Annotated in this window: 16 protein-coding genes; 11 read left to right on the top strand and 5 right to left on the bottom strand. The window is 71.4% G+C overall.

The annotated features are described in order from the left end of the window. Window positions 1-61: 61 nt before the first annotated feature. Together ACH34S_RS14970 and ACH34S_RS14965 are read left to right on the top strand one after the other, a co-directional pair. Window positions 62-967, top strand: coding sequence for a DsbA family protein (locus tag ACH34S_RS14970; protein WP_395953186.1), 906 nt, complete (start codon window positions 62-64; stop codon window positions 965-967). A 55-nt stretch (window positions 968-1,022) separates the two neighbouring features. Beyond that, window positions 1,023-1,220: a hypothetical protein gene (locus tag ACH34S_RS14965; protein WP_132173792.1), complete on the top strand. Its 198-nt coding sequence runs from the start codon at window positions 1,023-1,025 to the stop codon at window positions 1,218-1,220. A 58-nt stretch (window positions 1,221-1,278) separates the two neighbouring features. Here the strand turns inward: ACH34S_RS14965 and ACH34S_RS14960 are convergent, their stop codons facing one another. Together ACH34S_RS14960 and ACH34S_RS14955 are read right to left on the bottom strand one after the other, a co-directional pair. Then, window positions 1,279-2,280 (bottom strand): aldo/keto reductase family protein, encoded by a 1,002-nt coding sequence (locus ACH34S_RS14960; RefSeq protein ID WP_395953185.1) that lies wholly within the window; start codon window positions 2,278-2,280, stop codon window positions 1,279-1,281. Window positions 2,281-2,340: 60 nt separating this feature from the next. Then, entirely contained in the window at window positions 2,341-2,916 is a 576-nt protein-coding gene (locus ACH34S_RS14955; RefSeq protein ID WP_395953184.1) for a DUF3043 domain-containing protein, read from the bottom strand. Between the two features lie 132 nt (window positions 2,917-3,048). On the opposite strand from ACH34S_RS14955, the gene ACH34S_RS14950 reads away from it, so the two are divergent. The 6 genes from ACH34S_RS14950 (at window position 3,049) to ACH34S_RS14925 (ending at window position 7,324) form a co-directional block, all read left to right on the top strand. Next, the gene (locus ACH34S_RS14950; RefSeq protein WP_207934748.1) at window positions 3,049-3,861 is read left to right on the top strand and encodes a PspA/IM30 family protein; all 813 of its coding nucleotides are present in this window, start codon (window positions 3,049-3,051) and stop codon (window positions 3,859-3,861) included. Further along, complete coding sequence (locus ACH34S_RS14945) at window positions 3,858-4,136, top strand: hypothetical protein (RefSeq protein ID WP_395953183.1); 279 nt, start codon at window positions 3,858-3,860, stop codon at window positions 4,134-4,136. Before ACH34S_RS14950 ends, ACH34S_RS14945 begins: the two co-directional genes overlap by 4 nt. A gap of 104 nt (window positions 4,137-4,240) precedes the next feature. Beyond that, window positions 4,241-5,158 carry a zinc metalloprotease HtpX gene (gene htpX / locus ACH34S_RS14940; RefSeq protein ID WP_395953182.1) on the top strand — a complete coding sequence of 306 codons (918 nt, stop codon included), beginning with the start codon at window positions 4,241-4,243 and terminating at the stop codon, window positions 5,156-5,158. Window positions 5,159-5,161: 3 nt separating this feature from the next. Beyond that, a complete protein-coding gene (locus ACH34S_RS14935) occupies window positions 5,162-5,731 on the top strand; it encodes a hypothetical protein (protein WP_395953181.1) in 570 nt (189 codons plus the stop codon). Between the two features lie 68 nt (window positions 5,732-5,799). Next, on the top strand, window positions 5,800-6,717 hold the full coding sequence (locus tag ACH34S_RS14930) for a M48 family metalloprotease (protein ID WP_395953180.1): 918 nt from the start codon (window positions 5,800-5,802) through the stop codon (window positions 6,715-6,717). Then, entirely contained in the window at window positions 6,701-7,324 is a 624-nt protein-coding gene (locus ACH34S_RS14925; protein ID WP_395953179.1) for a hypothetical protein, read from the top strand. Before ACH34S_RS14930 ends, ACH34S_RS14925 begins: the two co-directional genes overlap by 17 nt. A gap of 7 nt (window positions 7,325-7,331) precedes the next feature. On the opposite strand, the gene nadA is transcribed toward ACH34S_RS14925, so the two are convergent. Then, window positions 7,332-8,486 carry a quinolinate synthase NadA gene (nadA, locus tag ACH34S_RS14920; RefSeq protein WP_395953178.1) on the bottom strand — a complete coding sequence of 385 codons (1,155 nt, stop codon included), beginning with the start codon at window positions 8,484-8,486 and terminating at the stop codon, window positions 7,332-7,334. Between the two features lie 237 nt (window positions 8,487-8,723). On the opposite strand from nadA, the gene ACH34S_RS14915 reads away from it, so the two are divergent. Further along, entirely contained in the window at window positions 8,724-9,086 is a 363-nt protein-coding gene (locus ACH34S_RS14915) for an iron-sulfur cluster assembly accessory protein (protein ID WP_131942422.1), read from the top strand. 199 nt (window positions 9,087-9,285) lie between these two features. Further along, window positions 9,286-10,272 carry a carbohydrate kinase family protein gene (locus ACH34S_RS14910; RefSeq protein WP_395953338.1) on the top strand — a complete coding sequence of 329 codons (987 nt, stop codon included), beginning with the start codon at window positions 9,286-9,288 and terminating at the stop codon, window positions 10,270-10,272. A gap of 56 nt (window positions 10,273-10,328) precedes the next feature. On the opposite strand, the gene ACH34S_RS14905 is transcribed toward ACH34S_RS14910, so the two are convergent. Beyond that, window positions 10,329-10,646: a sulfurtransferase TusA family protein gene (locus tag ACH34S_RS14905; RefSeq protein ID WP_395953177.1), complete on the bottom strand. Its 318-nt coding sequence runs from the start codon at window positions 10,644-10,646 to the stop codon at window positions 10,329-10,331. Then, complete coding sequence (locus tag ACH34S_RS14900; protein ID WP_395953176.1) at window positions 10,643-11,821, bottom strand: cysteine desulfurase family protein; 1,179 nt, start codon at window positions 11,819-11,821, stop codon at window positions 10,643-10,645. The genes ACH34S_RS14905 and ACH34S_RS14900 overlap by 4 nt, the downstream gene beginning before the upstream one ends. 163 nt (window positions 11,822-11,984) lie before the next feature. On the opposite strand from ACH34S_RS14900, the gene coxB reads away from it, so the two are divergent. After that, window positions 11,985-12,776: a cytochrome c oxidase subunit II gene (gene coxB, locus ACH34S_RS14895; RefSeq protein WP_395953174.1), complete on the top strand. Its 792-nt coding sequence runs from the start codon at window positions 11,985-11,987 to the stop codon at window positions 12,774-12,776. Window positions 12,777-12,791: the final 15 nt, after the last annotated feature.

Raw genomic sequence — 12,791 nt, 5'->3', positions numbered from 1 at the left:
GTTCGGAACTCTACGGTTACGCTCACGGAGAAGGATCACGACGTCCTGTCAGGAGGTCCAGGTGGGCTACCCCCCGAACGCGCCGTGGCCGGGCCAGGGTGCGCAGCCGCCGCCCGGTGCGCAGCCGCCCTACGGCCCGCCGCCCGTCCCGCCGGGCGGCCCGCCCCCGGGCGGTCCCGGCTGGCAGCCCGGTCCGCCCGGGCAGCCCGGCCCGTTCGGACCGCCGCCTCCCGGGCGCAAGGGCGGTGGCGGCCTGGCGTTCGTCCTGGTCGGCGGTGGTCTCGTCGTGGTTCTGGCCCTGGTCGCGGTGGTCTTGCTCGTCGTCCGGGGTGACGACGGCGGCGGCGGCGGTGGCGGAGGAGGCGGCGACGTCCAGCTGAAGGTCGGGCAGATCGCCGGTGGCGCGGAGGCCACGCCGCTCGCCGACGGCAGCCTGGCGATGGCCCGTCCCGGCGTCACGGCCCCCCTCGTCGACGTCTACGAGGACTTCGCCTGCCCGCACTGCGGCACGTTCGACCGCATGCACGACCCGATGCTCAAGGAGCTGGCCGTCTCCGGACGCGCCAAGGTCGTGTTCCACCCCATGGTGATCTTCGGCGCGAGCTACCAGCCGGCGCACGGCAACGCGCTCCGGGCCGCGGCGGCGCTGCGCTGCGTCGGCGACGGCGCGCGCTGGCTGTCCTACCAGGACGCCCTCTACTCCCACCAGCCCGCGAGCCTGTCCACCCAGGGCTACGCGACGTCGGAGCTGATCTCCTACGCCACCCCGCTCGGGCTGACCGGCGAGGGGTTCACCTCGTGCGTCCAGAAGCAGCGTTACGCCGAGAGCGTGAAGACCGTCAGCCAGGGCTACATATCGTCCGGGGTGCAAAGCACGCCCAGCGTGCGGGTGAACGGCCGCACGCTCGACACGTCGGACACCGGCAGCCCGGACGCGCTGCGCCGCGCCATCGAGGCCGCGTCCTGACGGGAAGCGCGCGCCGGAACGGCTAGTCTCACCGCGACGAGGGAGGACGGACACGATGGCGTGGAGCTGGCGGCTGGAGAAGGCCGATGGGCGCATGGTCGGCATGTCGGAGGAGACGTTCTCCACCCAGGCGGACGCGGAGAGCTGGCTGGGCGAGAACTGGCGGGGCCTGCGCGCCGACGACGTCGACTCGGTGACCCTGCTGGACGGCGAGTCGGTGGTTTACGAGATGAGCCTGCTCGAACCCGAATGACGCGCGAGACGCGCGAGGGCCGCGGAGCGAGCGCTCCGCGGCCCTTTTCACGCGGCCGTCACGGTCGCCGGGGCGGGCTTCCGGTCTTGGCGGGGTCGCGGATGACGACCGGGTCGAGGACGTCGTCGATCCGCTTCAGCACGCCCTCGTCCAGCTTCACGCCCGCCGCCTTCGCGTTGTCGGCGACCTGCTCCGGACGGGACGCGCCCACGATCGCCGACGCGACGTTCGGGTTCTGCAGCGTCCAGGCGATCGCGAGCTGCGCCATCGACAGCCCGAGGTCGTCGGCGATCGGCTTCAGCTCCTGCACCCTGGCCAGCAGGTCGTCGCTCATGTAGCGCTTGATCATGTCGGCGCCGCCCTTGTCGTCGGTGGCGCGCGACCCGGCGGGCAGCGGCTGCCCGGGCTTGTACTTGCCGGTCAGGACGCCCTGACCGATCGGCGACCAGACGATCTGCCCGACGCCCTCCCGCTCGCACAGCGGGACGATCTCGCCCTCGATGACCCGCCACAGCATCGAGTACTGCGGCTGGTTGGAGATGATCCGGTCGAAGCCCATCTCGTCGGCGATCTTCAGGGCCCGCTCGATCTCCTCGGCCCGCCACTCCGACACGCCGACGTAGAGGACCTTGCCCTGCCGGACGAGGTCGTCGAACGCCCGCATCGTCTCCTCGAGCGGCGTCTCGTGGTCGAACCGGTGCGCCTGGTACAGGTCGATGTAGTCGGTCTCCAGCCGGCGGAGGGACCCGTTGACCGACTCGACGATGTGCTTGCGGGACAGGCCCCGGTCGTTCACGCCGGGACCGGTCGGCCAGTAGACCTTGGTGAAGATCTCCAGCCCCTCGCGGCGCTGCCCCTTGAGCGCGCGCCCGAGGACCTCCTCGGCGCGCGTGCCCGCGTAGACGTCCGCGGTGTCGAAGGTGGTGATCCCCTCGTCGAGGGCGGCGCGCACGCACGCGCGGGCCGCGTCCTCCTCGACCTGGGAGCCGTGTGTGAGCCAGTTGCCGTACGCGATCTCGCTGACCTTCAGACCGCTCCGGCCCAGGTATCGGAACTCCATGGTCACGACCCTAGTCCGCCGTGAATCGGGAATCTCACGATCTGGGGCCCCCGGGCCCGGTCAGACCTTCTCCTTCTCGCCGATCCGGACCTGCGGGTTCGGCACGCGGAGCCGGCGGATCTGCATGGCGCGCATCGCCGCGTACAGCCCGACGCCCTTCGCGTCCTCGTCCGGGTACCGCTCGGCGGCCAGCCGCTTGATGCCGCGGCTCAGCAGCAGGCCCTCGGCGAACACGGCGAAGAGCAGCAGCGGCGGCGCGAACAGCACCAGCAGCCGGGCCACCGGGATCGGGAGCATGCTCAGCAGCACGATCGCGAACATGGCGTACATCAGGTACGAGCCGACCGTACGGCGCGAGTCGACGTAGTCGCGCGCGAGCTTGCGGACGGGACCCTTGTCCCGCTTGAGCAGGTGCTTCTCGTCCCCCTTCGCCATGCCCTGGCGCGCCTTGGCGCGATCGGCCGCCTGGCGCTCCCTGACCTTCCGGTACGCCTCCTTGCGGTTGGAAGGGGCGGTGATCGGCTGGCGGTTGCGCTTTTCGGCTTCCTTGCGCTTGGGCGTGGGACGGCCCTTGCCTCCTGGCTTTACTACCTCAGGAGGATTCGCCGGGGCCTCCGGGGTACGACGCTTGAACACGGGATCAGACTACCGGCTGCGAACATCGTGGCTGCCTCGCGCGTTAACGCGTAGGGTGATAAGAACCCCAGCAGTGGTCATTGAGCCCAGTTCACGACTGAGGCGACAGCACGAAGGGACCGGCGCCGCGCGATGAGCGTGATGAAGCGAATGTCGATGATCTTCAAGTCCAAGGCGAACAGGGCCCTGGACCGCATGGAAGATCCTCGGGAGACCCTCGATTACTCCTACCAGCGCCAGCTGGAGATGCTGCAGAAGGTCCGTCGGGGGGTCGCCGACGTCGCCACTTCGCGCAAGCGTCTTGAACTGCAGATCAACCAGCTGGAGCAGCAGCAGACCAAGCTGACCGACCAGGGCAAGAAGGCGCTCCAGGTCGGCCGCGAAGACCTGGCCCGCGAGGCGCTGACCCGCCGGGCCGGGCTGGAGAGCCAGCTGAACGACCTGCGCGGCCAGTACCAGCAGCTGCAGGGCGAGGAGGAGAAGCTGACGCTCGCCTCCCAGCGGCTGCAGGCCAAGGTCGACTCCTTCCGCACCCGCAAGGAGACGATCAAGGCGACCTACACCGCCGCCGAGGCGCAGACCAAGATCAACGAGGCGTTCTCCGGCATCTCCGAGGAGATGGGCGACGTCGGCCTCGCGATCCAGCGCGCCGAGGAGAAGACCGACACGATGAAGGCCCGTGCCGGCGCGATCGACGAGCTGCTGGCCTCCGGCGCCCTCGAAGACTTCTCCGGCCCCAAGGACGACATCCAGGCCGAGCTCGACCGGATGGGCTCCGGCCCCGGCGTCGACCTCGAACTGGAGCAGCTGAAGGCCGAGCTCGGCCAGGCCCCCGCGCCGAAGGAACTGAACCAGGGCACCCCGACCGCCCAGCCCCAGCAGCAGGACACCCCCCAGCAGGCCCCCCAGGTGAACTGGCAGGAGAAGCCCGGGGGTGCCCAGTGATCGTCCGCCTGATGGGCGAGGGCCAGCTGGACGTGGCCGCGGAAGACCTGTCGGCCCTCAACGCGCTCGACGCCGAGCTGGAGTCGGCGATCGAGTCGGGCGACGAGACGAGCTTCCGCGCCGCGCTGCACGCGCTGCTGGAGAACGTCCGCAAGGTGGGCAAGCCGCTGCCGGCCGACAGCCTCGCACCGTCCGAGCTGATCCTCCCGCCCGCCGACGCGCACATCGACGAGGTGCGCTCGATGCTGGGGGACGAGGGGCTGATCCCCGACTGAGAGCGGTGCGCCGACCGCCCGGTGAACCGGACGATCAGGCACAAACGGGGGGTCCCATGCGTTGTACAGATGAAACACCGCATCGGGAAACAGGGGGTGGCCGCATGGCCAGAACGCGATACGCCTCCGATCGGGGGCTCACCTCGCGGATGCTCGTGACGATGTTCCTGCTGGGGCTGGTCTACGTCGTCGCCGTGGGGGCGTTCTTCGTGTTCGTGCCGCAGTGGGCGTTCGTGGCGCTCGCCGTGGCGGCGGCGTTCCTGCTCGCCCAGTACTTCTTCTCCGACAAGATGACCCTGTTCGCCATGCACGGCCGGGTCGTCACCCCGGAGGAGGCGCCTGAGCTGCACGGCGTCGTCGACCGGATCTGCGCGCTGTCGGACGCCCCGAAGCCGCAGGTCGCGATCGCCGACACCGACGTGCCGAACGCGTTCGCCACCGGACGCAACCAGAAGAAGGCCGTCGTCTGCGTCACCACCGGGCTGCTGCGCCGGCTCGACCCGGTGGAGCTGGAGGGCGTCCTCGCGCACGAGATGGCGCACGTCGCGCACAAGGACGTCGCGGTCATGACGATCGCGTCCTTCCTCGGCATCTGCGCGGGCCTGATCACCCGGGTCGGCCTCCAGATCGGCCTGTTCGGCGGGTTCGGCCGCCGCAGCAACGACCAGAACACGGGCCTGATCCTGCTCGCCGTGGTCGCCGCGAGCGCGCTCGCCTACGCGGTCAGCTTCATGCTCACCCGGGCGCTGTCGCGCTACCGCGAGCTGTCCGCCGACCGCGCCGCCGCGCTGCTCACCGGCCGCCCGTCCGCGCTGGCCAGCGCGCTGACGAAGGTCAACGGCGAGATCGCGCGGATCCCGACGAACGACCTGCGGTCCGCGCAGGCGTTCAACGCGTTCTTCTTCACCCCGGCGCTCGGCAAGGGCTTCAGCGTCTCCTCGCTGTTCTCCACCCACCCGACGCTCGACAAGCGGCTCGCCCAGCTCTCGAAGATCTCCGACCAGCTCAGCAGGGGAGCCTGAGCCATGGGCTTCCTGGACACCCTGCTCGGCCGCTCCAAGCCCGCCAAACCCGACCTCGACCGGCTGTTCGCGCTGTCCACCGCCGCGATCACACTGGAGGCCGCGACGGGGTTCGTCCCGACGGGCCTCGGCTCGGTGTGCTTCCGCGCGGCGGAGGGCGGCGCGTTCGCGCGGCTCCAGCGCGACGTCCAGGAACTGCTGGACGCCGACCAGGGCCCCAAGGTCGAGATCAGCACCGACACCTACGGCTACACGTGGCTGCTCGCCACGCACCGCCCGGACGAGCTGCCCGACCTCGTCACCGACCTGCACGCGGTGAACGCGACGCTGGAGTCCGGCGGGTTCGGCCCCCACCTGCTCTGTTCGCTGGCCGGCTTCCGCGGCCCGGACGGCCAGCGCCTGGCACTCGTCTACCGCTACAAGAGCGGCACGTTCTACCCCTTCGCCCCTCTCCCCGGAGACAAGCGCGACAACGCGCTAGAACTCCAGGTACGCGGCGAGGTAGGCGCCGACCTCCCCTTCGAGGACGACCTCGGCCGCTGGTTCCCCCTCTGGGGCGCCCCCGGCCTGTGACATGCCTGTGACCAGGCTGTGCGTCATCGGACGCTGAACGGCGTCCAAGATCGGCGTAATGTCGGGACATGGCGCCCTCCCGTGACGCTCCCGACTCCGGGCTGACCTGGCGGATGTTCGCCACGGCGGTCCTGGTCGCGCTCGTGTACGCGGCGGCGGTGCTGCCCGCGTTCCTCGCCGGTCCGATATGGGGCGCGGCGGCCGCGGCCGCCGCGATCGGCGTCGCGGTGCTCTCGGCCCGCGCCGCGGACCGGCTGGCGCTCTACGCGATGGACGCCCGCCCGGTCGCCCCCGGCGAGGAGCCCGAGCTGCACGCCGTCGTCGACCGGCTGTGCATGTCGTCCGGCCTGCCGAAGCCGCGCCTGGCCGTGTCCGCGCTGGACATGCCGAACGCCTTCGCCGCCGGGTCGGGACCGGGCTCGGCGGTCGTGTGCGTCACCGACGGGCTCCGCGCCCGCCTCGAACCGGCCGAGCTCGCCGCCGTCCTGGCGCACGAGATCGCGCACGTCGCCAACCGGGACGTGCTCGTCACCGCGATCGCGTCCTTCCCCGCCCTGTGCGCCGGGCTGTTCCTCGGCTGGTGGACGGACCTGATCACCGGCCGCGACCGGTACGGCGCCGGACGCGCGGCGGCCCTGCTCCTCGGGGTCGTCCTGCTGCCGCTCGGCATCGCGGCGGCGGTCCTGTACGCGGCGGGCACCCTCGTCGGGCTCGCCCTGTCCCGGCACCGGGAGCTGTGCGCCGACGCCACCGGCGCGGTGCTGACGGGCCGCCCCGGCGACCTGTCGTCCGCCCTCGGCAAGGTCACCGAGGTGATCCGGGACGCCTCCCGCGACGATCTGCGGGCACTGCGGCCGGTGAGCGGCCTGTGCGTGGTCGCGGTGCGCGGCGGTGGCGTGGAGTCCCTGCTGTCCAGCCACCCGACGCTGGAGCGGCGCACGGAGCGGCTGTCGGTCATCTCCTGGCGGCTTGAGAGCGGCGGCTGACGTGGGCGTCCTGGACGGGCTGCTCGGCCGTCCCGCGCCACCTGGCCTGCCCGACCTCGACCGGCTGTTCGCGCTGCCCGCCGCCGCGACGGCATTGGAGGCCGCGACCGGTTTCGCTCCGACCGGCGCGGGCGCCGTCTGCCACCGGCTCGTCGAGGGCGGCGCGTTCGGCGCGTTCGGCCGTGTCCAGCGCGACGTCGCCCGCCTCCTGGGCGCGGACGGCGGCCGCGAGACCGGGCTGAGCGCGGACCCCTACGGCTGGGGCTGGGCGCACGTCACGCGCCCGCCGGACGCGTTCGACCGGCTCGTCGCCGACCTGCACATGGTCAACTCCACCCTGACCGCCGCCGGATACGGGCCCTACCTGCTGTGCTCGGCCGTGTGCTTCCGCCGGGACGACGGCCCCCAGCGGCTCTTCCTGGTCCATTCGCCGGGCCGCGGGACGTTCTACCCGTTCGCGCCTCGTCCGCCCGGCGAGGCGACGGCGGAGCAGCGCCGCAACAACACGGTCGAGACGAACGCTCGCGACGCGCTCGCCGGCGAACTGGACATCGAGCCCGACAGGAGCCGCTGGTTCCCCGTCTGGGACGTCCCCGGCCTGGCGTAGAAGCTCCTCAGGGGAGGGCGAGCATCTGGTCGAGGGCCGCGCGGGCGTGGTGCGCGGTGTCCTTGTCCACCTCGATGACGTTCTCGACCCGGCCGGCGGCGAGGGACTCCAGCGACAGCACCAGGTGCGGCAGGTCGATGCGGTTCATCGTCGAGCAGTAGCAGACGGCCTTGTCGAGGAACATGACGTTCTTGTCCGGGTGGGCGTTCGCGAGCCGCCGGACGAGGTTCAGCTCCGTGCCCACCGCCCACGACGACCCGGGCTCCGCGGCCTCGATCGTCTTGATGATGTACTCGGTCGAGCCGATCTGGTCGGCCGCCGTGACGACCTCGTGCCGGCACTCCGGGTGGACGAGGACGTTCACGCCGGGGACGCGTGCGCGCACGTCGTCCACCGACTCCTTGGTGAACCGGCCGTGCACGGAGCAGTGGCCGCGCCAGAGGATCATCTTGGCGTCCCGGAGCTGCTGCGGCGTGAGGCCGCCCTCGCGGCGGTGCGGGCTGTAGACGACGCAGTCGTCCAGGGAGAAGCCCATCTCCAGGACGGCCGTGTTGCGCCCCAGGTGCTGATCGGGCAGGAACAGGACCTTCTTGCCCTTCCCGTAGGCCCAGTCCAGGGCGCGCTTGGCGTTGGACGAGGTGCACACCACGCCGCCGTGCCGTCCGACGAAGCCCTTGATGTCGGCGGAGGAGTTCATGTACGTGACAGGGACCACGTCGTCGGCGACGCCCGCGTCCTCCAGGACGTCCCAGCACTCCTCGACCTGGTCGAACGTCGCCATGTCCGCCATCGAGCAGCCCGCGCCGAGGTCGGGCAGGATCACCCGCTGGTGGGCCGCGGTGAGGATGTCGGCCGACTCCGCCATGAAGTGGACGCCGCAGAACACGATGTAGGGCGCCTCGGGACGGGCCGCCGCCTGCTGCGCCAGCTTGAACGAGTCGCCGGTGACGTCCGCGAACTGGATGACCTCGTCGCGCTGGTAGTGGTGGCCGAGCACGAACACCTGGTCGCCGAGCGCGGCCTTGGCGGCGCGGGCACGCTCGACGAGCGCCGGGTCGGAGGCCGGCGGCAGCTCGCCGGGACAGTCCACGCCGCGCTCGCTGGCGGGGTCGGCGGCACTGCCGAGCAGCAGCAGCGGAAGGTCGCGCACCGGGGTGGTCATGGCCTATCTCCCTCCGGCGACGGGGCTTATCGTCGCTTTGACGACTAATGATGGCACATCCGGGGGCCGCCGATGATGTGACGTAGAACGCACCGGCACCGGGACTAGACGTGGCCGGGAAGCGGAATGGGTCTATGGCGAGGTACGTTGTCCTACGGGAAGGGGCGTAAGACGTCCTGGAGGACAAGCGACAGCCCGCCGCCGCGCGCGGCGCAGCGAGACCCGGGAGCTGAACATATGACGGTTTCAGGCGAGACCACGCAGGAGACCACGCAGCAGGGCGTCGTCCTCACCGACGCCGCCGCCGAGAAGGCCAAAGGCCTGCTCGAGCAGGAGGGCCGCGACGACCTTGCGCTGCGTGTCGCCGTGCAGCCGGGCGGCTGCTCCGGCCTGATCTACCAGCTCTTCTTCGACGAGCGGGAGATGGACGGCGACCAGATCCAGGACTTCGACGGCCTGGCCGTGCGCGTCGACCGGATGAGCGCCCCCTACCTCACCGGCGCCACCATCGACTTCGTGGACTCGATCGAGAAGCAGGGCTTCACGATCGACAACCCGAACGCGTCCGGCTCCTGCGCCTGCGGCGACTCCTTCAACTGAGCGGGGCCGCCCGACGAGCATCGAAGGGCGGGCCGGGCACGCATGCCCGGCCCGCCCTTTGGCGTCCGCTTTTAGCGTCCCCTTGGCCATCTCCCGGGCTGCGCTTCAGCGTCAATCTGTGGTGCGATGGGAAAGTACTGTTTCCGGGTCCGACACAGCCGGTGAACAGCCGGACGACCACGACGAGGAGAGCGACGCCGTGCGCATCGCCGTGACTGGCTCCATTGCGACCGACCACCTCATGACCTTCCCAGGGAGATTCACCGACCAGTTCCTGCCCGACCAGCTGGACCGGGTGTCGCTGTCCTTCCTGGTGGACGAGCTGGACATCCGCCGCGGCGGCATCGGTGCCAACATCTGCTTCGGGATGGGCAACCTGGGCAAGGAGTCGATCCTCGTCGGCTCCGTCGGCGACGACTTCGCCGACTACCGCTCCTGGCTCGAGCGGCACGCGGTCGACACCGACTCAGTGCACGTGTCCGAGCTGCACCACACGGCCCGGTTCCTGTGCACCACCGACCAGGACCAGAACCAGATCGCGACGTTCTACGCCGGCGCGATGAGCGAGGCACGCTCCATCGAGCTGCAGCCCGTCGCCGACCGCGTCGGCGGCCTCGACCTCGTGATCGTCAGCCCGAACGACCCCGAGGCGATGCTGCGGCACACCGACGAGTGCCGCACCCGCGGCATCCCGTTCGCCGCCGACCCGTCCCAGCAGCTCGCCCGCATGGAGGGCCCCGACGTCCGCCGCCTCATCGACGGCGCCGCGTACCTGTTCAGCAACGAGTACGAGAAGGCGCTCGCGGAGGAGAAGACCGGCTGGTCCGGCGAGGAGATCCTGGACCGCGTCGGCATCCGGATCACCACCCTCGGCGCCAAGGGCGTCGTCATCGACCGCAAGGGCGAGGAGGGCCTGCACGTGCCCTCCGTCCCCGTCGAGAACGTCGTCGACCCGACCGGCGTCGGCGACGCGTTCCGCGCCGGGTTCCTGTCGGCGCTCGCCTGGGAGCTGCCGCTCGAACGCGCCGCGCAGGTCGGCCACACCATCGCCGCGCACGCCCTCGAGTCCGCCGGCCCGCAGGAGTACTCGCTGGCCCGCCAGTCGTTCCTCGACCGCTTCGCGGCCGCCTACGGCTCCGCCGCCGCCGCGGACGTCGCCGACCACCTCACCTGCCCGAACCCGTAACGAGGCCACGCAGAAAGGGCCGCGCCGAACCGGCGCGGCCCTTTCCGCGTGCTCGTTCAGTACGTCCGGCGGATGTGGAAGCCCCAGCCGCCCTGCTGGAGCGTCTCCTCCCAGACGAAGTCCTGCGACTTCATGCGGCACCAGGCGGGCACGTCGGTGCGGGCGGCGGCGTCGTCGGCGAGGACGGCGACGATCTGCCCGACCGGGACCTCGCGGATCCGCTCCGCCAGCATGATGATCGGGATCGGGCACTTGCGGCCCAGCGCGTCGATGACCAGGACGGGCGGCGGCCCCGCCGGCTCGGCGGCGGCGACGGGCGGCGACGCGGCGTCCGCGCGGGACGCCCCGCTCTTGGCGCGGCCTCGGAACCTCATGGGCGCGACCGCCTCCCTGTCTCGACGTGATCAAGTGTCGTGCGGCGGAGGCGGTCGACGGCGCCGGGCAGCACGGTCAGGAACCGGTCGACGTCCGCCGAACGGACGCCACGCGGCAGCGATACCCGCACGTTCCCGTGGGTAATCACGCCCATCGCCTCCAGCACATGACTGGGACGCAGCGTATCCGCCGTACACGAACTTCCGGAGGAAACGGCGAATCCCAGTTTGTCTAGTTCGGTCAGCAACGCCTCGCCCTCCACGTACAGGCACGAGAACGTCACCAGGTGCGGCAGCCGCCGGACGGGGTCGCCCACGACCTCGACGTCGGGGACGGCCCGCGGCACCTCCGCGCGGATGCGGTCCACCAGGGAGGAGAGGCGCGCCGCGTCCGCCGCCATGTCCGTGCGGAACGCCTCCAGCGCCGCGGCGGCCGCCACGATGCCGGGGACGTTCTCGAACCCCGGCACGCGGCGCTGCTCCCGCTCGTCGTCCGGCAGCGGGGAACGCCACCGCGTGCCCTTCCGGACGGCGAACACCCCGACCCCCGAGGGCCCGCCCCACTTGTGCGCGCTGCCGGCGAGGAAGGACCAGCCGCCGGGGACGTCCATCCGGCCGAGCGACTGCGCCGCGTCGACCAGCAGCGGGACCCCGGCGGCCCGGCACGCCTCCGCCGCCTCGGCGACGGGCTGGACGGTCCCGACCTCGTGGTTGGCCGACTGCAGGCACGCGAGCGCGGTGCCCGGACGCAGCGCCGCCGCGAACTCGGCCGGATCGACGCGGCCCGCCCGGTCGACGCCGACGACGCTCACCTCGCCGCCGTCGCGCTCGTGCGCCTCGGCGGCGTGCAGGACGCTTGAGTGCTCCACCGCGCTCACCACCAGGTGCCGCCCGACCCGATGGCGCGCCCGGAGCCCGCCGAGCACGGCCAGGTGCACCGCCTGCGTGCCCGACGAGGTGAACGACACCTCGTCAGCGCGAGCGCCGAGGACGCCCGCGACCCGCGCGCGGGCCTGGTCGAGCAGCCTGCGGGCGCCGCGCGCCGTCCCGTACAGCCGGGCCGGGTCGGCCCACCCGGCGTCGAAGGCCTCAAGAAGGGCCGACCGGGCCGCCGGGTGCGGCGGCTCGGCGGACGCCGCGTCGAAGTAGGCGCCCTGCACGCTCGGTTCGGCCACGCCGAAACACTAACCCGGCACCCGATCGGGGGTTGGCGCGACCCTCGCGCTAGTGTGTCCATCGCACGTGTGACAACTGATCTCTCCGCCCGGCCGACCGGGCTTTCATCCGTGGGGAAGGCATTCCGTGAGTCCGACCCGCTCTAGGGAGCGGCGTACGCCTGTGCGCAGTCGCCGCGCATTGAAAGGCGCCGGCGCGCTGGGGCTGCTGGCACTGTCAGCCACCGGGTGCAGCGGCAGCCGCCTCGGCATGCCCGAGCCGATCAGCGAGCAGGGCGAGCGCATGCTGCACCTGTGGCAGGGCTCCTGGATCGCGGCGTTCGCGGTCGGGGCCGTCGTCTGGGGGCTGATCATCTGGGCGGTGCTGTTCCACCGCAAGCGCTCCGACGACCTGCCGCCGCAGGTCCGCTACAACATGCCGATCGAGATCCTCTACACGGCGGTCCCGTTCGTCATCATCGCGGTCCTGTTCTACTTCACCGCCCGGGACGAGAACTACGTCGAGAAGACCTCCGCCAACCCCGCGGTCGTCGTGGACGTGACCGGGTTCCAGTGGAGCTGGCAGTTCGACTACAAGGAGAAGGACGCCACGGGCAAGGAGCAGCTCGTCGCACGCGTCATCGGCCAGCCCGTCGCGCCGAACGGGCCCGCGCCCGCCAAGCCGGTGATGACGATCCCCACGGGCCAGAAGATTCGTGTCCGCCTGCACTCCAACGACGTCATCCACTCGTTCTGGGTCCCGGCGCTGATCTACAAGAAGGACGTCATGCCCGGCTACGACAACGAGTTCGAGTTCACGGCGACCAAGACCGGCGTGTACGAGGGCCGCTGCGCCGAGCTCTGCGGTGTCGACCACAGCCGGATGCTGTTCCAGCTCAGGGTCGTGACGCCGCAGGAGTACGCCAAGTTCATCGCCGGCTCCAAGGCCGCGCTGGCCGCGGGGGGTGCCAAGTGACCGCGACCAGCCACG

The organism is Actinomadura sp. 3N508 (genome assembly GCF_044326375.1).
In the GTDB taxonomy this organism is placed as follows: domain Bacteria; phylum Actinomycetota; class Actinomycetes; order Streptosporangiales; family Streptosporangiaceae; genus Spirillospora.
This window is presented reverse-complemented; position numbering and strand designations above follow the sequence as displayed.